The sequence below is a fragment of the Enterobacter cloacae complex sp. Mu1197 genome (assembly GCF_040059225.1).
Classification (GTDB): Bacteria; Pseudomonadota; Gammaproteobacteria; order Enterobacterales; family Enterobacteriaceae; genus Enterobacter; species Enterobacter quasiroggenkampii.
On the sequence record NZ_CP157375.1, the window covers coordinates 1210352 to 1231838 of the forward strand.

Sequence of the window (21487 nt, forward strand, 5' to 3'; positions counted from 1 at the left end):
AAAAAATTTTGGGTGGGGAGATAAACGTCCTCTCCCTTATGGGGTAAGGGATCTCCATTCATTTTTTAACCAGAAGCGATAAATGTGATTCAGGAAAATGAATAACTTACAGCGATGCCCTGGTCCGGCTGTAAATCGCCGAAGCGTTTCCGTAAGGCCGGGGCGAGGCGCAGGGATGCGCCGAGAGGGCGTGGCCTGCAGGGATGCAGGCTCATGCCCGACCCGATAGCCTGAAGGAATAAGCTGAGGGTACCGCGAAGCGGCGATTTACCGCCGGGAGCCCGGGTCGCCAGGGCGGCGGCGATTGAGCCGTCCTGGCACGTTCACTGGTCATGTCGTTACAGAGTAGCAAGGAACATAATGTGAACGGAATGACCACCACAGCCGTATGTTCCCCCTCACCCCAGCCCTCTCCCTCAAGGGAGAGGGGGCCGTCTGTGCAGGCATTATTTTGTTGGAAGCCCTCTCCCGTATGGAAGAGGGCCAGGGTGAGGAGAAATATCCTCAGCGGCGAACCGGCGCCCCGTTCGCCACATAATACGCGGCCGTGCTCTTCGCCAGCGGCTCGCGTCCGCGAATGACGTCGGCAATCTTTTCGCCGATCATAATGGTGGTGGCGTTCAGGTTGCCGGTGATGATCTGCGGCATAATCGACGCATCCACCACGCGCAGCCCTTCCAGCCCGTGAACGCGGCCTTCGCCGTCGACCACCGCCATCTCGTCGTAACCCATTTTGCAGGTGCCACACGGGTGGAAAGCGGTTTCGGCATGGTTGCGCACGAACTCGTCCAACTGCTCGTCGGTCTGGCACTCGACGCCCGGGCTGATTTCACGGCCGCGGTACTTGTCCAGCGCGGGCTGGTGCATGATCTCGCGGGTGATGCGGATCGCGTCGCGAAACTCCTGCCAGTCCTGCTCGTGGGACATGTAGTTGAACAGGATCGCCGGATGCTGGTGTGGATCGCGCGACTGGATGCGCACGTGCCCACGGCTCGGGGAGCGCATGGAGCCGACGTGGCACTGGAAGCCGTGCTCTTTCACCGCGTTCGAGCCGTTGTAGTTAATCGCCACCGGCAGGAAGTGGTACTGAATGTTCGGCCACTCAAACTCTTCACGGCTGCGGATAAACCCACCCGCTTCGAAGTGGTTGCTCGCGCCCACGCCGGTGCCGCCAAACAGCCACTCGGCGCCAATCTTCGGCTGGTTCCACCACTGCAGGGCAGGGTAGAGGGAGACCGGCTCTTTGCATTCGTACTGGAGGTACATCTCCAGGTGATCCTGCAGGTTTTCCCCCACGCCGGGCAGATCGTGTACCAGCGGGATATCGAACTGTTTCAGCAGGTCAGCGTTGCCCACGCCGGAGCGCTGGAGGATCTGCGGGGAGGCAATCGCCCCGGCACTCAGCAGCACTTCTTTTTTTGCCGTCGCTTTGGATGGGATGGTGCTTTCACCCTCCAGCCACTCGACGCCCACCGCGCGCTTGCCCTCAAAGAGGATGCGATCGGTCATGGCGTGGGTGCGGATGGTTAGGTTTGGGCGCGGTTTCGCCTGATCCAGATAGCCGCGCGCGGTGCTGGCGCGTCGGCCCTGCGGCGTGACCGTGCGGTCCATCGGGCCGAAGCCTTCCTGCTGATAGCCGTTGAGATCGTCGGTGCGCGGATAGCCCGCCTGCACGCCCGCTTCCACCATCGCCTCAAACAGCGGGTTCACGCCCGGTTTCGAGGTGGTGACGCTCACCGGACCGTCGCCGCCGTGATAGTCGTTCGGCCCCACGTCGCGGGTCTCTGCCTTGCGGTAGTAGGGCAGGCAGTTGAGGTAGCTCCAGTGCTCCAGGCCCGGCTCTTTCGCCCAGTGGTCGAGGTCCATCGCGTTACCGCGGATGTAGCACATGCCGTTGATCAGCGACGAGCCGCCCAGCCCTTTGCCGCGTCCGCACTCCATGCGGCGGTTGTTCATGTACGGCTCTGGTTCGGTTTCGTACGCCCAGTTGTAGCGCTTGCCCTGCAGCGGGAACGCCAGCGCGGCGGGCATCTGGGTGCGGAAGTCAAAGCGGTAATCCGGCCCGCCCGCCTCAAGCAGCAGGACGGTGGTGTTCGGATCTTCAGTCAGTCGCGTTGCCAGCACGTTGCCGGCAGAGCCGGCCCCGATAATGATGTAGTCAAATTGCAAATAAACCTCCCGGTTAAAATATGGACTGGAATTTACCCATCTCAACCTGGATGGACTTCACCTGGGTATAGCTCTGCAGCGTCATCACGCCGTTCTCGCGGCCAATGCCGGAGTGCTTGTAGCCGCCGACCGGCATCTCTGCGGCGGATTCACCCCAGGTGTTGATCCAGCAGATGCCCGCCTCGAGCTGATGAATGGCGCCGTGGGCGCGGTTCAGGTCGGCCGTGACGATGCCTGCCGCCAGCCCGTAGTCGGTGTCGTTGGCGCGGCGAATCGCTTCCTCAATGGACTCATAGGTGAGGATGGACATCACCGGGCCGAAGATCTCTTCGCGCACGATGGTCATCTCGTCGGTGCAGTCGGTGAACACGGTCGGGGCCACCCACGCGCCGTTATCGAAGCCTTCGCCCTTCAGCACGTCGCCGCCGCACAGCACGCGCGCGCCTTCCTCTTTGCCTTTGGCGATGTAGCGCATCACGCTGTCGCGGTGCGGGAAGCTGACCATCGGACCAAAGTTGGTCGCTTCATCGAACAGATCGCCCGCGCGGATGCGGCCCACGCGCTCAACGATTTTCTGCTCAAACGCGGCTTTGAACTTAGCCGGAACAAACACGCGGGTGCCGTTGGTGCACACCTGGCCGGAGCTGAAGAAGTTGGCCATCATGGCGATGTCCGCCGCGAGATCCAGATCCGCATCGTCAAAAATAATCAGCGGCGATTTGCCGCCCAGCTCCATCGTCACCTCTTTCAGGGAGGAGGCCGCGGCGTTCGCCATCACCTTTTTGCCGCTGGCGACGCCGCCGGTAAAGGAGACTTTGGCGATGCCAGGATGCTCGGTCAGGTACTGGCCGGTCTCCGCGCCCACGCCCGGCAGGACGTTAAACACGCCGTCCGGCAGGCCCGCTTCGGTGTAGATCTCGGCAAGCTTCAGGGCGGTAAGCGGCGTCACTTCGCTCGGCTTGAAGATCATTGCGTTGCCCGCCGCCAGCGCCGGGGCCGATTTCCACAGGGCGATCTGGATCGGGTAGTTCCATGCGCCGATGCCCGCCACCACGCCCAGCGGCTCGCGGCGGGTATAGACGAATGAGGTCTCGCGCAAGGGGATCTGGCTGCCTTCCAGCGCCGGGATCAGACCCGCGTAGTACTCCAGCACGTCCGCACCGGTGACGATATCCACGGTTGAGGTTTCGGAATACGCTTTACCGGTGTCGAGGGTTTCCAGCTTTGCCAGATCGTCGTTGCGCTCGCGCAGGATGTCGACGGCGCGACGCAGGATGCGAGAGCGCTCCATGGCGGTCATCGCTGCCCAGACTTTTTGCCCGCGCGTTGCGCTTTCTACGGCGCGATCGACGTCTTCGCGCCCGGCGGCCTGAACGGTCGCCAGGACTTCACCGTTGGCCGGGTTGATGGTCTCGAAGGTGCGACCGCTGGTGGCCGATGTATAACCACCATTGATATAAAGCTGCTGTTCTGCCATTCGGGACATAAATTCTCCTCGGTTATTCGGTCGGTAAATGCTGGCTGATAAAGTGGCTGGTCAGTGACTGAGCCAGGGTCTTATCCAGCGGCTTGCCGCTCAGCGCGGCGCGCAGCCACAGCCCGTCGATCAGTGCCGCCAGCCCGTAGCCCGCCTCCTGGGCCTGCTCGCGCGGAAGCTCGCGGCGGAACTCGTACACCAGGTTCGACAGCAGGCGGCGGCTGCTCACCTGCTGCAGGCGGTAGAGCATCGGCTGGTGCATGCTGCTTGCCCAGAAGGCCAGCCAGGCCTTCATCGCCGCGCTGCTCACCTGGGTTTCATCAAAGTTACCGCCGACAATCGCCTGCAGACGCTGCTCCGCGCTGCCGTTCGGCAGGGCGTGCAGGCGGCTTAATACCGCATCGCGCAGCTGGCCGGTGATGTCGCGCATGGTCGCTTCCAGCAGGCCGTTTTTGTCTTTGAAATAGTGACTGATGATCCCCGTGGAAACGCCTGCCCGACGGGCGATCTGCGCGATCGTCGCGTCATGCATTCCCACTTCATTTATTGCTTCCAGCGTGGCGTCGATAAGCTGCCTGCGCCGGATCGGCTGCATCCCCACTTTGGGCATTTTTGCCACTCCATTCATCAGCGTTAGTTAACCATTAAAGCGGTTTTTGATTGGACGTTCAATATAAAATGTGTCTTAATTGTTGCGGATTTGGATTTTAATAGTTACAAAAACAGTGAGGATACTGGATGACAGACCTTTCACAGGACAGAGAAAAAGACAAAATCAACCCGGTCGTTTTTTATACGTCCGCCGGGCTGATTTTGTTGTTTTCCCTGACAACGATCTTCTTTCGCGATTTTTCTGCCGAGTGGATTGGGCGCACCCTGAACTGGGTGTCAAAGACCTTCGGCTGGTACTACCTGCTGGCGGCGACGCTCTATATCGTCTTTGTGGTCTGCATTGCCTGCTCGCGCTTCGGCTCCGTTAAGCTCGGTCCCGAGCAGTCCAAGCCCGAGTTCAGCCTGCTGAGCTGGGCCGCGATGCTGTTTGCCGCAGGCATCGGCATCGACCTGATGTTCTTCTCCGTGGCGGAACCGGTCACGCAGTATATGCAGCCCCCGGAAGGGGCAGGGCAGACAATGGAGGCCGCGCGCCAGGCGATGGTCTGGACGCTGTTCCACTACGGCCTGACCGGCTGGTCAATGTACGCCCTGATGGGGATGGCGCTGGGATACTTTAGCTATCGTTATAATTTGCCCCTCACCATCCGCTCCGCGCTGTACCCGATTTTCGGTAAAAAGATCAACGGCCCGATTGGCCACAGCGTCGACATTGCGGCGGTGATCGGCACCATCTTCGGCATCGCGACAACGCTCGGGATTGGCGTGGTGCAGCTTAACTACGGGCTGAGCGTGCTGTTTGATATTCCGGATTCGATGGCGGCGAAAGCGGCGCTGATTGCGCTCTCCGTCATTATCGCCACCATTTCGGTGACGTCGGGCGTCGATAAGGGCATCCGCGTGCTCTCCGAGCTGAACGTGGCGCTGGCGCTGGGCCTGATCCTGTTCGTGCTGTTTATGGGCGACACCTCGTTCCTGCTCAATGCCTTAGTGCTGAACGTGGGCGACTACGTGAACCGCTTTATGGGCATGACGCTGAACAGCTTCGCCTTCGACCGCCCGGTGGAGTGGATGAACAGCTGGACGCTCTTCTTCTGGGCGTGGTGGGTGGCGTGGTCGCCGTTTGTCGGCCTGTTCCTGGCGCGTATTTCACGTGGCCGCACCATCCGTCAGTTTGTGATGGGCACGCTGATTATCCCGTTCACCTTTACCCTGCTGTGGCTGTCGGTGTTTGGCAACAGCGCGCTGCATGAGATTATCCACGGCAACGCGACCTTTGCACAGGAAGCGATGGCGCACCCGGAGCGCGGCTTCTACAGCCTGCTGGCGCAGTACCCGGCGTTCACCTTTAGCGCCTCCGTGGCGACCATTACCGGCCTGCTGTTTTACGTCACCTCAGCGGATTCCGGCGCGCTGGTGCTGGGCAACTTCACCTCGAAGCTGAAGGACATTAACAGCGACGCGCCGAACTGGCTGCGCATCTTCTGGTCCGTCGCCATCGGCCTGCTGACGCTCGGCATGCTGATGACCAATGGCATCTCGGCGTTGCAGAACACCACGGTGATCATGGGGCTGCCGTTCAGCTTCGTTATCTTCTTTGTGATGGCCGGGCTGTATAAGTCCCTCAAGGTGGAAGACTACCGCCGCGTCAGCGCCAGCCGCGACACCGCGCCGCGCCCGATGGGGGCCCAGGACAGGCTGAGCTGGAAGAAACGCCTGTCGCGCCTGATGAACTACCCGGGCACGCGCTACACCAAACAGATGATGGAGACGGTCTGCTTCCCGGCGATGGAAGAGGTGGCGCAGGAGCTGAAGCTGCGCGGCGCCTACGTGGAGCTGAAAAACCTGCCACCGGAGGAGGGCGAGACCCTGGGGCACCTGGACCTGCTGGTGCACATGGGCGACGAGCAGAACTTTGTCTACCAGATCTGGCCGCAGCAGTATTCGGTGCCCGGCTTTACCTACCGGGCGCGCAGCGGGAAGTCGACCTACTACCGGCTTGAGACCTTCCTGCTGGAAGGAAGTCAGGGGAATGATTTGATGGACTACAGCAAGGAGCAGGTGATTACGGATATTCTGGACCAGTATGAACGGCACCTGAACTTTATCCACCTGCACAGGGAAGCGCCGGGGAATAGCGTGATGTTCCCGGATGTTTGAACCATTTCGTGTATGAATGACAGGGCACCCGTAACGGGTGCCGCTTTCACCTGTCGTGAACGTGAAGACCGGTTTTCCAGATGAAGAAACTTACCGTGTCGACTAATTTTGAATCGGCCTCGGCATAGGTTGCCGCACTGTGTCCTCCCTGACGGTAAGCCAGAACCAGCACGCTACGCGGCGAGCCGATCTCCTCTAAACGGGCGGCGAATTTTGCTGTTTGCCACGGGGAAACGCGCTGGTCATGCAGGCCCACGGTTAACAGCACGGGAGGATAACGTTTTTCAGTGACCAGATGCCGGTATGCATCTATTTTCAATAAGTTTAGCCTGCCTGACGGCGTCAGCGGCGATCCCAGTTCGTCATAGTTCATCACGCCTATCGGAATGTTATCCAGTCGGCTGGTATTCAGCATCCCGGCGTCTATGGCCACTGCGGAAAACAGTTCCGGGCGACGTGTCATCGCCATACCCACGATAATTCCCCCCGCGCTTTCACCCCCGATTGCCAGTTTTGACGGTGAGGTGTAGCGACTGTCGATAAGATATTCCGCGCAACGGATAAAATCGGTAATGGAATTTTCTTTCTTATCCGCTCTTCCTGCTTCGTGCCATTCAGGGCCCATTTCACCGCCTCCGCGTACATGCGCGATAGCGAGAATACCGCCTTGTTCCAGCCAGAGCAGACGGGTCAGATCGAATGAAGGAAACGTACTCACGCCGTACGCGCCATAAGCCGTCAACCAGGTAGGGACCGAACCATCGCGCGCAATGCCTTTACGGTATATGAGAGTCAGTGGGACGCGAACATTCTCTGCTGTAGTGACCCATTTTTCTTCCGTCACATAGTCTGTCAGGGGCTGGCTTAACGGCGGTATTAACTCTGTTTTCTGGAGAATGTTATCCGCAGGTTGATAATGATAAATGACGGGGGGATTAAGCCAGCCCTGACGGGTGAAGAGAATGTCCTGACTATCGCTGCTGGCAAATATCGCACTCACGTCTTCATCTGCAGGGACCGGAATTGCCTGGTGGTGACGGATATCAGCAAACGGAATACGCATGAATTTACTGCTTCCGGCGTTATGATAAGCCACATAAAGTGAATCCCTACTCAGGCTTAATTGTGTTAACTCTCCGTTCGACCAGCTCATCACGGGTTCTTTGGTGGAGGCAGGAGCCGCCAGATTGATGCGTGAAATATCATAGCCTGAGGAGGCGTTATAGCTCGCCAGATAAATCCACTTCCCGGAATAAACAAAGGCAGAAACATTTTTATCGGTATCAACAATTTTGTTCCAGGTGAGTGTGCTGTTGTCATCCGGGTCTTTTTTAGCGGCAAAAAGGTAGCCTCCATAACCACTGATGGATTTTGAAACGTTAACAATCAGATATTCAGAATCAGGAGAGGTGTACAGATTTACGTTTTCGCAGGCTTTTTGTGCGAGTTCAGGGAGCGTGCGCCAGTCAAACGTCATAACGTCTCTGTCGTGCCCTATACGATGGAGGTAGACCTTGCCGCAGGTTTGTCGTCCTGAATCCTGAGTGATGGTGTTGAGACTATAATAAAAGGACTGATTATCCGCGGCCCAGACAACGCTGGGATAGCGAACGTCGGGGATATGCGTATCTAATACGACATTATCCACAACCCGGATAACGGTAATTCTCGTGCTTTCAGTCCCGTTTTTTGAGAGCCCAAAAGCCACGTAGCGACCATCATGTGAAGGGCTAAAAAAATTAATCCCATAGCCAACAGGCGGATCGATGAGCACCCGTTCCGGTTTTCCCTTCTGTCTTACAAACAGCCGCAGGTATGGGTGTTCGACCGTTGAGCGTAGATAAAAACGATTTTGTCCCGCATCATAAATATCAGAAATAGTGGGGGCCGTATTCTCCAGCTCGCTTAACCTTTTCGCCAGCGCGTTTCTCCATGGAAGGGCGTGGAGTGTCTTAACCGTCTGGTTTGAGCGTTGATTTAACCAGCGAGCAGTCTGTTGGGGGTGAGTTTCCATCCAATGATAAGGATCCATGCCATCCTCATAGGGATTTGCGTTAGCATGAGCGAAAAAGAGACAGCCGAAAAATGCGAGGATCGTAATAATTATCTGCTTGCTGATAGGTTTTATTCTCGGTATCAGGCAATGTTTCATTTCTGGCTGGGCTCATGTTGTTCTGTTAGTGGCGTTAGTTGAATCACACGTTCAGCGGATGCGATAGTTGATTTTCTGTGCGCGATGATAATGCGTGTGATGTTTAACTTTTTGATGGCTGCATTGACATAGCTCTCACTCTCTTCATCCAGTGCGCTGGTCGCTTCATCCATAAATAATATTCCGGGTTTGCGATATAGCGCGCGCGCAATAAAGAGTCGTTGTTTTTGTCCACCTGATAATCCTTCACCGAGTTCACCAATTAGGGTCTCGTATCCCATAGGCATTTTTATAATCACGTCATGGATATAGCTGGCGCGGGCGCAGGCTTCCATCCACTCCTTATCGCCTTTGTCATCAAAGCCACAAATATTTTCCCTGATTGATCCAGAGAACAACTTATCATCCTGCATAACGCAGCCGATAATTTTACGATAGTTGTTTAAACCCAGCTGTTGAATGTCATAACCGTCGATTGTGACGGAGCCCGAAAGTGGTTCAAATAACCCACAAAGTACTCTCATAAGCGTGGTTTTCCCCGCTCCTGACGGTCCTGTAATCGCCACGCTTTCACCTGCTGAAACCTTGAATGAGAGATTGCGAAAAACATCGGCGGAATGCTCGTCATAGCGATAGCTCAGCGCATGGGTTTCAAGAGTAACAGGTTGCATGGTATTTATGATTTCTCTGTCAGGCTTTTTCATTTCTCTTACGTTAAGCGCAATATCGGATACGCGTTCGTTATGAAGATGCATCATGCGCAACTTCATCAGAAAATTTGTCAGTGACCAGATTCTGTCGGCAAATTGTTCTCTGAACACGCCAAAAGCGATGAACATCCCAATTGTCATCGCGTTTTCTATGATGAGTTTCGAACCCAGCCATAACATTGTTATTTGTTCGCAGGCAATAATAAAAGCGTTTACCCCACCAAAAAGCAGATCCATTTTGGTGATTTTTATCTCTGTATTGATCGTGTCAATTTCCAGATTTAACCAGTGAGTGCCGCGTCTCTCACTCAAACCCTGCATTTTTACGGTCGCGATACCGTACAACGTTTCCATGAAATAGGACCGGGTGCGGGCATCTCTGATGAGGGTTTCTTCCGATAACTCGCGATAGGTACTGTAGGTCATTAGTCTGGTCAGAACATACAGCGCAGTAAAGCCTATGACTACGCCAGTCAGCCAGCCGCCATAAAGTATCATCATCACGATGACACCCATCATCATGGTTCCATCGATAAGTGCCCCAATGATGCTGCTGGTAAAAGTTTCCCGAAGCGTGTTCAGTGATCCAAAGCGCGACTGAATATCGCCCAGCTTGCGTCGCTCAAAATAGCTTAGAGGCAGCCGCACGAGATGGGTAAAAAGCCCGGACTGCCACTGCACATTGATAAGCGTCGTCATTATCAGCGAGGACCATGAACGTAAAGCACTCAACGCCACGCGCAGTAAAGTAAAGAGAAACAGGCCGATACAAATCACCGTTAACAAGCCCATATCTGCGGCGGGAATAGCATGATCCAGGGCGAGTTGAGTGCCTATCGGTATAAGCAGGTTGATGGTTTCAATAATGAGCGAATAGAAAAATATTTTGCCTAACATTCCCTTAAGGCCGTGCACCTTCGCGGCCAGGGACCTTAGGCTGAACTGATGGCTTGTTGGCTGTGCGGCAAATGTACTTCCGGGCCATACTTCGAGCGCTATGCCGGTAAAGTATTTCGACATCTCCTCCATACCTACTTTTCTTCGCCCCCGAGCGGGGTCGTGAAGTATGGCTCGATTCTGCTTCACGCTGACGAGTACCACAAAATGGTTAAAATCCCAGTGCAGGATGCAAGGAGTCTTAAGCGCGCTGAGTTCATTGAGATCGAGGGATAAACAGCGTGTTGCGAGTCCAAGCTGTTCAGCAATTTGCGTCATGCCTGCCAGTGTGGTGCCCCGTGCCGACAGGTTAAATTGTTGACGCAGGGCGATGAGGTTGCTCTGTTTGCCATAGTGGCTACAGATCATCGCGAGGCAGGCCAGGCCGCACTCTGACGATTCCGTCTGGTGGACCAGCGGAACCCGGGAGCGCAACTGGAGATCCAGCTGTTCGATGAGGGTTTTAAGAGAGCGTTTACTCATTTACCGGACCCCCGGCGCTATTTTTCATATCGTAGAAGGGGGAAAGCATCCACTGGTAGATTTTTCTTTTTTCCAGAAATAAGGTGCTTTGAGCCTGCATACCATTGCCTAAACTCAGACGTTTGCCCGCATAGGCAATGTTTTGTCTGTCAGGCCTGATAATAATTTTGTAGTAAGGGGCGGCCCCGGGTGAGGTCGCTTTAAGTGCCCCCTGATAGGTTTGCATCTCCTGAGGGGAGGCAGGGGAACGCGAGATAACCGAAATGGAGCCCCCAAACATGCCAAATTTTTGTGCCGGAAACGCCTCATAGCGAATGTTCACCCGGTCGCCAGGAGAAAGGTAGGGGACGGCATCATTAGGCACCCATGTGACAAGAGAAAAATGATCGATAGTCAGAGGGATAATTTGCAGGAGGCTGTCGCCAGGTTTGATCATCTGCCCAACAGTAACGCTCAGGGAGTCTACCCGCCCGTCAGACATTGCCCGGATGATAATTGCGCCCCCGGCATCAATATTTAGACGCTCTTTTTGCAGCTCGTAGCGCTGAAGCTCCATCTGGTGGATCTGGTTATCAAATTCGGCAGCCTGAGTTTGAATCTGGCTTTCGAGAGTGGTCACCTGCAACGCGTTCTGATCGCTTTGAGCAGACAAATTAAGCATATTATTTTGTCGCTCGTAGTATAAGGCTATCTGGTTTATCAACTGATCCTGCGTGATAAGTCCGCGCGCTTGATAATGCCGATAGTTTTCCATGTTCGTTTTCATGACGCGAATGCCTTCCTGGGCTTGTGCGATAATGTCTGAGGATCGTTTGAGGGCAGCACTGTATTGCTCTTTTTGTTTTTTTAGCATTTCCAGGGTGTTTCTTTTATTCTCCTGAAGAAGATCCGTGATTTGAGCAATACGTGTAAGTTGGTTATCGACATCCATTCGCTGGTTATCACTCACAACACCGCTACGCGTGCTTTTACTAACATCTATCATGTAGATAGCATCGCCTGTTTTGAGCAGTTGACCTTCAGTGACAAACTGTTTAACTACAACGCCCTGGACACTGGCATACACATTTGATGAGCGGGGATACGTGGATATCTCACCCATCACTGTGATCCTTCTTGTATAGCTGAATGTCAAAATGAAAACGATAAAGGCAACAATAAAAAAAGCAGATAATCCGGCAACAAGCCAAATTGGAATACCAGGTAGTAATAAGGCCTTTCCCTGCCATCGCATTTTTTTGTATTCAACCGCTTGTTGGCGATACACGCATGCTATTCCTTTTGTAAAGCAAGTCTTTAGATTTAGCCTGATTCCAGGCGATCATTTTTAGCTGAATGGCGCCTGGTTATTCCACCTGTTCCAAAACGTTCACTGACTGTCCTGGCCATTAGCTCTCAGTCAGTAATGTTGACCCGGAAAAGATTCAGCCATCTTTTCCATTGCGTCCGTCATGTCCGCCGGGACCTCCTTTTCCGCCTTTGCCCCCTTTCCCGCCTGGGCCACCGTTACCGCCATCTCCTCCGTTACCTCCACGTCCACCATTGCCGCCGTTGCCGCCATTGCCTGACCCACACGTGCCACCGTTTCCTCCACGACCTCCGTTCCCACCGGCGCCCCCGTTGCCGCCATTACCGCCGTCACATTGTGATCCTCCGGAAATAAGCTGCATCTCAGAATTCAGTAATTTTCGCATTTTCATCTCCTGATGAAATAAGTACATCCTTCACGATGGCCCACAATAAAAATCTATCGTGAGCCGTCGTATTCGCTGTTAAGGGTGATTAACGGCGTCCGCCATTATTACCACCACCACAGTTTCCGCCATTACCGCCGTTGCCGCCATTACCCCCACGGCCACCATTACCACCATTGCCGCCGTTACAGGTACCACCGTTACCACCACTGTTACCATTGCCGTTACCACTGTGATTACCGTTCCCGTTACCAGCACCAATTCCACCAGCGACACTGCTCATTTCATTTTGGTTTAATTCACGCATTATACTTTCCTTAGTGATATTGAGTTAATGTAAAACAGCGAAAGCATAATGTTCCTAAAATTATAAAATTGAAATGATTTATTTTGTGTTTGTTGATTTTTTTATCTTGGCATTTTTGATCTGGCTCGAGGTTTTATGGCTGAGTTCTGTTATGAAAAAAACCTGCTCGCATACTTTTAAATGCTCAAGGAAAATTTTGGTGGCTATTATAAATGGTAGGGAGGGGCTTAACATTTTTTCCCGGTGGGTGTACGTTTATTTGATCGGTGGCTATAGGGGAGGATGGTTTCGTTATTATTCATCTGGTATTAATTAAAACTAAATGGCTGGAGCAATAAACAGGGCAGCATTATTCCTGAACGACAATCATTGTATATACCTCTCCATTAACACGTTGCCAGGCGAGGCTAAAGCATTTTCCCTGCTGATAACGGCCCGCCGGAAGGCTGAGCGTCAACGCGATAGTTTGCTGATTCAACGCCGTGACCCGTGCACAATCGAATCCCATGTAGCGCCTTGCCGTAGGGAACAGGGCTTTAAACAAACTTTCTTTGGCGCTGAATGCAAGCGTCAATGCCAGCGCAAAGGGGTAGCCCGAGCGTGTCAGGCACATCGCTTCCTGTGCATCAATGATGCCGTCCTGGATTTCTCGGGCTTCACGGTCAGGAAGAATGGCTTCGCAATCAATACCCACAAGCGCATCAGGATGACGGACGGCAACCGCCATCGCCTGCGTGCCGCAGTGGGTGATGCTTCCTGAAACGCCGTCAGCCCAGAGAGGTTCACCGCTGGGGCCGATGCCGGGCACGGTGTGGTCAGGTAAGGCATGCGCGGCGGCGATGCGGCCTGCCAGATGCTCGGCTTTGCGTTTGCGCCCGGCGTTTGAAAGCTCGGCGTGGTGGGGGAGCCAGAGGAGATCGGCGTCGGTGAAGGTGGTTGGGTCGAAGGTGACGTGGTGAACGGTGTGGCCGGCGAGAATGAACGTGCGGTGGGTGGTGTGCATGGTTTCCCCTCTATCAATAATAGTGCGGCCTGATGCACTTACCCCAGCCCTCTCCCACAGGGAGAGGGAGGCGTTGTTGCCTTTATCAGAAACGCGTATTCACGCTCATATACCACGTGCGGCCTGGCTCATTATAGGTATAAGCCCCCGCGCCGTACATATACGCACCGGTGGTGGCGTTCCCGGTTGTCTGGGCATTACCCGCGCGCCACTGGCGTTTGTCGAAGACGTTGTCCACGCCGCCGGTCAGGCTGACGTTTTTGGTCATGTCCCAGGTTGCGCTCAGACCCACGATGCTGTACGGGCTGACTTCGTCTTTTTCAGACCCGGTCACCGGCTGACCTTTGTAGTTGTACTTCTTCGGCTGCTGCTTGCCGTACCAGGTAAAGGTCGACTGGAGCGACACGTCCTGATGCACCTGCCAGCTCAGAGTGGAGTTCAGCGTGTACTCCGGAATGATCGACAGACGGTCGCCAGTCTCCTTGTTCTTGCTCTGCAGCATGTAGGTGATGTTGTTGGTCCAGTTAATCGTGTCGCTGACCGGCACGTTCAGGGAGCCTTCCAGACCTTCAACCACCGCCTTCGGCACGTTTTCCCACTGGTAGATATCCGTCTGCACTTTACCGGAAGAGGTGTGACCAATCGGCGCGTAGCCCGCTTCAATCTTGTCGCGGTAGTCGTTGCGGAACCAGGTGACGCCCGCTAGCCAGCCGTCGTGTTTCCACTCCAGGCCAATCTCTTTGTTGATGCTGGTTTCGGCCTTCAGGTCGTCGTTACCCATCATGTAGCAGCCCACGCCGTCGGAGCTGGCGTAGCAGCCCTGGCCTTTGCTGTAGAGCAGGTAGTTCGGGTTGGTCTGGTACAGGCTCGGCGCCTTATAGGCGCGGGCGATCCCCATCTTCAGCGTGAAGTCATCCCCCAGACCCTGCGACAGGTTAAGTGACGGGCTCCAGTTGTTGCCGACGATGGTGTGATGGTCGAAGCGCAGGGCAGGGGTCAGCATGGTGCTGTCGGTCAGCTCCATGTTGTTTTCGGCGAACAGAGAGAAAATCTCTGCCGACGTGTACGGGCTGCGGTCATTGCTCATGCCCGGAATGGTGCCGCCCTGCTGGGTTTGGGTGAAGGAGGTTGAGTCCTTCATGCGCTGCTGATTCCACTCGGTGCCGAGCGTCAGGTTCTGGTTAACGAGGAAATCAATCGGCAGGTTGATTTCACTGTGCAGCATCACGTCGGCCAGATCGGTGTCGGTGAATTTATTACTGTTGAACAGGCCTTCCAGACCGCCCGCCAGCCCTTCGCCCAGACGGGAGTTGCGGGTGTGCTCGTACTGCGCCCAGTTGCTGGTGGTAATGCCGTTATCCCAGCCGCCGTTCCAGGTCACCGCGAAGTTCTGGCGATAGATACGGTTGGTCTCTTTGCCGTAGTTCTTTTTCACCAGACCGCTGGAGCTGTTGTCATTGTTGGTGTTCTGGGTATCACCGGCGTAGAGGTTGTTCTGGCGGCTGTAGCCCGCCTCAAATTCCAGAGACTGCATCGGCGCAAAGTCCCAGCGCACCACGCCGTTGATGTCTTTATTTTCTACACCCTCGCGGCCAGCAGGCAGCGTGTCGGCGTAGGCACCGGTACGGTCAGACTGGTGACCCTGGTTGATGTCCCACGCGTCGGCCTGGGTTTTGTCCAGATTGCCGAACATGCGGAAGCTGAAGTCGCCGCCCAGCGGGCCGCTCAGGCTGAAGTTGGTGCGTTTGGTGGAACCTTCATCCTTGTGCTCAGGCGCATTCAGGTAGGTGTTCCAGGAGCCGTGCCACTGGTCGTCGAATTTTTTGGTGATGATGTTCACCACGCCGCCTGCCGCACCGTTGCCGTAGCGCGCGGCTGCCGGACCGCGGATCACTTCGATGCGCTCGATCATCTCCGGCGGCACCCAGCCGGTATCGCCGCGGGTGTCGCGCTCGCCGCGCCAGCCCAGACGGATGGAGTTACGGCTGGTCACCGGCTTGCCGTCGATCAGGATCAGGGTGTTTTCTGGCCCCATGCCGCGGATATCAATCTGACGGTTATTCCCGCGCTGGCCGCTGGTGGAGTTACCGGTCAGGTTAACGCCCGGCATGGTGCGGATGATTTCAGCCACGTCCCGCGCGGGCGGGTTTTTACGTATCTCATCGGCGGTGATGGTCGATACCCCCGGCGCCTGCAGATTCTGCTCGGCGGCGGTGATCACCATCGTGTCTTCGTGCTGCGCAGAGGCGGTGTTGTCGTCTGCCAGAGCGGGCAGCGCGACGCCGTAAATCCCTAAATTGACCAGCAAGGCCAGAGAGTGAATCTTCTTATTCATTGTACGTCCTGCTTTTGCGGTTGTTTTATGAGCGCTTCCCACAGCGCGGGCACTACGCTATTGCAAATGCAAATAGTTATCAATAATATTATCAATAAAATTTGCTCTGAAACAAAAAAGACTGTTAAACATGAGGTTATAAGGGTGACGGCGTTAACAACGGGAAGTGAAGCGTGGTGGCAGTCGAAAAACGGGCCTGAATGGACGCCGGAAAAGGGAAACTATCGCGTCACGTTCTGGTGGCGTGACCCGGCAGGAACGAAAAGAACGTCACCGATCAAACGCGTCTGGCTCTACGTCACCGGCGTGACCGATCACCACCAAAATGCCCGCCCGCAGTCTCTCGAACGCATTCCCGATACCGACGTCTGGCAGTGGCAGGGCGAGTTCAGCCCCGAGTGGCGCGGAAGCTACTGTTTTATCCCTTCCGTGAATGAAAACGATTTTGCCAGTGTCGTGTTTGAAGGCGAGCAGCCGGAGCGCATGGCGCTGCGCGAAGGGTGGCGCAAGCTGCTGCCGCACGCGGTTTCCGACCCGCTGAATCCGCAAAGCTGGCGCGGCGGGCGCGGCCATGCCGTCTCCGCGCTGGAGATGCCGGGCGCGCCCGTTCAGCCGGGCTGGAATCATCCCGATACGCCGTATCAGCCGCCAGTCTGCATTGAGTGGGAAAGCGCGCGCCTGAAAAATCGCCGTCGCGTCTGGATTTTCACTACCGGGGGCGACGACCCGGAACGTCCGCTGGCGGTGCTGCTCGACGGGCAGTTCTGGGCCGAAAGTATGCCAGTCTGGCCTGCGCTGGCGTCGCTCACCGCCGAGCGCAAATTACCGCCTGCGGTCTACGTCTTAATTGATGTTATCGATATGGAGCATCGCAACCGCGAGCTGCCGTGCAATCCCGATTTCTGGCTGGCGGTGCAGGAAGAACTTCTCCCCCTTGTTAAAAAACGCGTGCCGTTTAGCGACCGCGCCGACCGTACGGTGGTGGCTGGCCAGAGCTTTGGCGGTCTCGCGTCGCTTTATGCTGGCCTCCACTGGCCGCAGCGTTTTGGCTGCGTGCTTAGCCAGTCCGGCTCTTACTGGTGGCCACACCGCGGCGGCCAGCAGGACGGGCTGTTAATCGAACAACTTAAAGCCGGTGAAATATCTCCTCGCGGGCTACGCATCATTCTTGAAGCCGGGCGCAACGAGCCGCTCATCTTCCGCGCGAATCAGGCGATTTACGCCGAACTGCACACACACCAACCGGTTATCTGGCGTCAGGTTGACGGCGGACACGATGCGCTTTGCTGGCGCGGTGGGCTGACACAGGGGCTGATGATCCTCTGGCAGCCGCTTATTCACTAACGGAGTCTGTATGGAATTCAGCAATCCTTTCGATAATCCGCAGGGACAGTTCGCCATTTTGCAAAACGACCAGGGGCAGTACAGCCTGTGGCCTCAGCAGTGCGAACTGCCGGCAGGGTGGTGCGTGGTGTGCGAAGCACAGTCGCAGGAGGCGTGCCAGCAGTGGCTTGCCGGGCACTGGCAAACGCTTGAGCCGTCTTACTTTGTGGGGGAGAAAGCATGAACCGTCTTCCTCTCGTCGCCGCCCAGCCGGGGATCTGGATGGCGGAACAGCTGTCCACGCTGCCAAACGCCTGGAGCGTGGCGCACTACACCGAGCTGAAAGGCGATATCGATGCGCCACTGCTGGTTAAAGCCATTGCGGAAGGCATGCTGCAGGCCGATACCCTGCGCATGCGTTTTGCAGAAGAAAACGGTGAGGTGTGGCAGTGGGTGGATGAGACCTTCATTCTGCCGGAACCGTCCGTTGTTCGCGTTGATTCCCACGCCGCTGCCGTGGCGCTGATGGAATCCGATCTTAACCAGAACCTGCGCGTCGACAGCGGTCAGCCGCTGGCATTTCACCAGCTGATTCAGGTCGGTGACAACCACTGGTACTGGTATCAGCGCTATCATCATCTGGTAGTGGATGGCTTCAGCTTCCCGGCCATTACCCGCCAGATCGCCGCGATTTATGCCGCGTGGAAAAAGGGCGACCCCACGCCTGAATCCCCGTTTACCCCATTTGCAGAGGTGGTGGACGAGTACCAGCGCTATCGCGACAGCGAGGCGTACCCGCGCGACGGCGCGTTCTGGGCCGAGCAGCGCAAACAGCTGCCTTCTCCGGTCTCGCTCTCCTCCGCACCGCTGCCGGGTCGTGCCGTGACAACGGATATCCTGCGCCTGAAAATCGCCGCCGACGGTCGTGCTTTTAGCCAGCTTGCGCAGGCGGCAGAAAAGGTACAGCGCACCGACCTGGCGCTTGCGCTGGTGGCGCTGTGGCTGGGGCGCCTCACCGGACGGCTGGACTACGCCGCCGGGTTTATCTTTATGCGAAGGATGGGGTCCGCAGCCCTGACCGCGACCGGACCGGTGCTTAACGTCCTGCCGCTGGCGGTCAATATCGATCCGCAGGAGAGCCTGCCCTCGCTGGCGCTGCGCCTGGCGAACCAGCTGAAAAAAATGCGCCGCCACCAGCGCTACGACGCCGAGCAGATCGTGCGCGACAGTGGGAAAGCGGCGGGCGATGAAGCGCTGTTTGGCCCGGTGCTGAACGTGAAAGTGTTCGACTACCAGCTGGATATCGACGGCGTGGAGGCCATCACCCACACGCTGGCGACCGGCCCGGTGAACGATCTGGAGCTGGCGCTGTTCCCGGACGAGCAGGGCGGGTTGAGCATTGAGATCCTCGCCAACAAACAGCGCTACGACGAGGCGACGCTGGTGCGTCACGTCGCGCGCCTGAACGCGATGCTGAGGCAATTTGCGGTCAATCCGGACCTGCGCTGCAGCGAGGTGGAAACCGTTTCAGAGCAGGAATACGCTAAGCTCGCGCGCATCAACGATACCGGACTGGCGCTGCCGTCCAGCACGCTCGCGGATCTGGTGGCGGAACAGGCGAGCAAAACGCCGGACGCCCCGGCGCTGGCGGATGCGCACGTTAAACTCAGTTATCGCCAGATGCGCGAGCAGGTCGTCGCGCTGGCAAACCTGCTGCGCGCGCGCGGCGTGAAGCCGGGCGACAGCGTGGCGGTGGCCCTGCCGCGCTCGGTATTCCTGACGTTAGCCTTGCACGGCATTGTGGAGGCGGGCGCCGCGTGGCTACCGCTCGACACCGGCTACCCGGACGATCGCCTGCGGATGATGCTCGAGGACGCGAAGCCGTCCCTGCTCATTACCACTGACGAACAGCTTCCGCGCTTTAGCGATCTCTCCGTCGAGACGTTTAGTTACAACACACTATTACCGACCGCGGGTGCTGAACCGCTGCGTCTGGCGAAGCCGGAGCAGACGGCGTACATCATCTTTACCTCCGGCTCGACCGGGCGTCCAAAAGGGGTCATGGTCGGCCATACCGCCATCGTTAACCGCCTGAAATGGATGCAGGATCATTATCCACTGACGGCGTTTGACGTAGTGGCGCAGAAAACGCCGTGCAGCTTTGACGTGTCGGTGTGGGAGTTCTGGTGGCCGTTTATCGCCGGGGCGAAGCTGGTGATGGCCGAGCCGGACGCGCACCGCGATCCGCAGGCGATGCAAAGTTTCTTCGCCCACTATGGCGTGACCACTACCCACTTCGTGCCGTCGATGCTGGCGGCGTTTGTTGCCTCGCTGACGCCGGAAAACGTGGTTTGCTGTAAAACCCTTAAGCAGGTGTTCTGCAGCGGCGAAGCGCTGCCAACCGAACTGTGCCGCGAGTGGGAACAGCTGACCCGCGTGCCGCTGCACAATCTTTATGGCCCGACGGAAGCGGCGGTGGACGTCAGCTGGTATCCGGCGTTTGGGCCTGAGCTGGCGGCGGTGGAAGGCAACAGCGTGCCGATCGGCTTCCCGGTGTGGAACACGGGGCTGCGCATTCTGGATGCGATGATGCGCCCGGTGCCGTTCGGCGTGGCGGGCGATCTCTACCTCACCGGCATCCAGCTGGCGCAGGGGTATCTAGGACGCCCCGATCTCACCGCCAGCCGCTTTATCGCCGACCCGTTTGCACCGGGCGAGCGGATGTACCGCACCGGAGACGTTGCCCGCTGGCTGGATAACGGCGCGGTGGAATATCTGGGCCGCAGCGACGACCAGCTTAAAATTCGCGGCCAGCGCATCGAGCTGGGTGAAATCGACCGAGCGATGCTCTCGCTGCCGGACGTGGCCCAGGCCGTGGCGCACGCCTGCGTCTTCAACCAAGCGGCGGCAACGGGCGGCGATGCCCGCCAGCTGGTGGGGTACGTGGTTTCTGAATCCGGCTTACCGCTGGACCGCGACGCGCTGCTGGAATCGCTCAAAGCCCAGCTGCCGCCGCATATGGTGCCGGTGGTGCTGCTGCAAATCAGCGCGCTGCCGCTGAGCGCCAACGGCAAGCTGGATCGCAAGGCGCTGCCGCTGCCGGAACTGACCGGTAAAACGTCCGGACGGGCCCCGGAAAACGAAACCGAAATCGCCGTCGCGCAGGCGTTTGCCGCGCTGCTGGGCTGCGAGATCAATGACATTGAGGCGGATTTCTTTGCCCTCGGCGGCCACTCGCTGCTGGCTATGCGTCTGGCGGCGCAGCTCAGCCGTGCGTTCAACCGCAAGGTCACGCCGGGGCAAATTATGGTCGCCTCGACGGTCAGCAAGCTTAGCGCCCTGCTGGCCTCGCAGATGAGCGACGAGCAGGCGCAGCGTCTGGGGTATGAAACGCTTCTGCCGCTGCGTGAGGGCGACGGCCCGACACTGTTCTGCTTCCATCCGGCATCCGGCTTCGCCTGGCAGTTTAGCGTGCTGGCGCGCTACCTCTGCCCGCGCTGGTCAATCGTCGGCATTCAGTCGCCGCGCCCGGACGGGCCGATGCAGCAATGTGCGGATCTGGATGGGGTGATTGAGCGCCACCTGTTTACGTTACGTAAGCAGCAGCCGCAGGGGCCGTATTACCTGTTCGGTTATTCCCTCGGCGGTACGCTGGCGCAGGGGATTGCGGCCCGCCTGCGCGAGCAGGGTGAAGCGGTTTCGTTCCTCGGCCTGCTGGATACCTGGCCGCCGGAAACCCAGAACTGGGCGGAAAAAGAGGCTAACGGCCTCGACCCGGCGGTGCTGGCAGAGATCGAGCGGGAACGTCAGGCGTTTATCGCCGCCCAGCAGGGGCAGGGCTCCAGCGAGCTGTTTAACGCGATTGAAGGCAACTACGCCGACGCGGTGCGGCTGCTCACCACGGCGCACAGCGCGCGCTTTGACGGCAAAGCGACGCTGTTTGTCGCCGAGCGCACGCGAACTATGGATCCGCAGGCGGCCTGGGCGCCGTGGGTGTCGGAGCTTGAGGTGTACAGCCAGGATTGCGCCCACGTGGATATCATTTCACCGCAGGCGTTTGAGAAGATAGGGCCGGTGTTGAAGAATATTTTGGGGTAACGTCAAAAGCGCCGGGTGGCGGCTACGC

The 21487-nt window shown here is 57.1% G+C and carries 14 protein-coding genes; 4 read left to right on the top strand and 10 right to left on the bottom strand.

What is annotated here, in order from left to right; genetic code table 11:
* Positions 1–504 precede the first annotated feature (504 nt).
* From betA to betI, 3 genes are read right to left on the bottom strand one after another with little or no spacing between them, the layout of a single operon-like run.
* Positions 505–2169, bottom strand: a complete 1665-nt coding sequence (gene betA / locus ABFV38_RS05705) for a choline dehydrogenase (RefSeq protein WP_348958791.1) — start codon at positions 2167–2169, stop codon at positions 505–507.
* 13 nt (positions 2170–2182) lie between these two features.
* Positions 2183–3655, bottom strand: coding sequence for a betaine-aldehyde dehydrogenase (gene betB, locus ABFV38_RS05710; RefSeq protein WP_032656123.1), 1473 nt, complete (start codon positions 3653–3655; stop codon positions 2183–2185).
* Positions 3656–3668: 13 nt separating this feature from the next.
* Positions 3669–4256, bottom strand: a complete 588-nt coding sequence (gene betI, locus ABFV38_RS05715) for a transcriptional regulator BetI (protein ID WP_023343550.1) — start codon at positions 4254–4256, stop codon at positions 3669–3671.
* 128 nt (positions 4257–4384) lie between these two features.
* On the opposite strand from betI, the gene betT reads away from it, so the two are divergent.
* The gene (gene betT, locus ABFV38_RS05720) at positions 4385–6418 is read left to right on the top strand and encodes a choline BCCT transporter BetT (RefSeq protein WP_021242626.1); all 2034 of its coding nucleotides are present in this window, start codon (positions 4385–4387) and stop codon (positions 6416–6418) included.
* Between the two features lie 46 nt (positions 6419–6464).
* Here the strand turns inward: betT and ABFV38_RS05725 are convergent, their stop codons facing one another.
* From ABFV38_RS05725 to ABFV38_RS05755, 7 genes are all read right to left on the bottom strand, one after another.
* Positions 6465–8570: a prolyl oligopeptidase family serine peptidase gene (locus tag ABFV38_RS05725; protein ID WP_348958794.1), complete on the bottom strand. Its 2106-nt coding sequence runs from the start codon at positions 8568–8570 to the stop codon at positions 6465–6467.
* Entirely contained in the window at positions 8567–10699 is a 2133-nt protein-coding gene (locus ABFV38_RS05730; protein ID WP_045909634.1) for a peptidase domain-containing ABC transporter, read from the bottom strand. Before ABFV38_RS05730 ends, ABFV38_RS05725 begins: the two co-directional genes overlap by 4 nt.
* Positions 10692–11966, bottom strand: coding sequence for an HlyD family secretion protein (locus tag ABFV38_RS05735; protein WP_167212087.1), 1275 nt, complete (start codon positions 11964–11966; stop codon positions 10692–10694). The genes ABFV38_RS05730 and ABFV38_RS05735 overlap by 8 nt, the downstream gene beginning before the upstream one ends.
* Positions 11967–12098: 132 nt before the next feature.
* On the bottom strand, positions 12099–12341 hold the full coding sequence (locus tag ABFV38_RS05740; RefSeq protein ID WP_348958796.1) for a hypothetical protein: 243 nt from the start codon (positions 12339–12341) through the stop codon (positions 12099–12101).
* 140 nt (positions 12342–12481) lie between these two features.
* Positions 12482–12700: a hypothetical protein gene (locus ABFV38_RS05745; RefSeq protein WP_045909632.1), complete on the bottom strand. Its 219-nt coding sequence runs from the start codon at positions 12698–12700 to the stop codon at positions 12482–12484.
* A 349-nt stretch (positions 12701–13049) separates the two neighbouring features.
* Positions 13050–13703, bottom strand: coding sequence for an enterobactin synthase subunit EntD (gene entD / locus ABFV38_RS05750; RefSeq protein WP_348958799.1), 654 nt, complete (start codon positions 13701–13703; stop codon positions 13050–13052).
* Positions 13704–13788: 85 nt separating this feature from the next.
* Positions 13789–16038: a TonB-dependent siderophore receptor gene (locus ABFV38_RS05755; RefSeq protein ID WP_045909630.1), complete on the bottom strand. Its 2250-nt coding sequence runs from the start codon at positions 16036–16038 to the stop codon at positions 13789–13791.
* Positions 16039–16182: 144 nt separating this feature from the next.
* Between ABFV38_RS05755 and fes the strand changes: the two genes are divergently transcribed.
* Genes fes through entF form a run of 3 tightly spaced genes read left to right on the top strand, consistent with a single transcriptional unit; the run spans position 16183 to position 21459 of the window.
* A complete protein-coding gene (gene fes / locus ABFV38_RS05760) occupies positions 16183–17382 on the top strand; it encodes an enterochelin esterase (protein ID WP_348958801.1) in 1200 nt (399 codons plus the stop codon).
* Between the two features lie 10 nt (positions 17383–17392).
* A complete protein-coding gene (locus ABFV38_RS05765) occupies positions 17393–17605 on the top strand; it encodes an MbtH family NRPS accessory protein (protein WP_348958803.1) in 213 nt (70 codons plus the stop codon).
* Positions 17602–21459: an enterobactin non-ribosomal peptide synthetase EntF gene (gene entF / locus ABFV38_RS05770; protein WP_348958804.1), complete on the top strand. Its 3858-nt coding sequence runs from the start codon at positions 17602–17604 to the stop codon at positions 21457–21459. Before ABFV38_RS05765 ends, entF begins: the two co-directional genes overlap by 4 nt.
* Positions 21460–21487 lie beyond the last annotated feature (28 nt).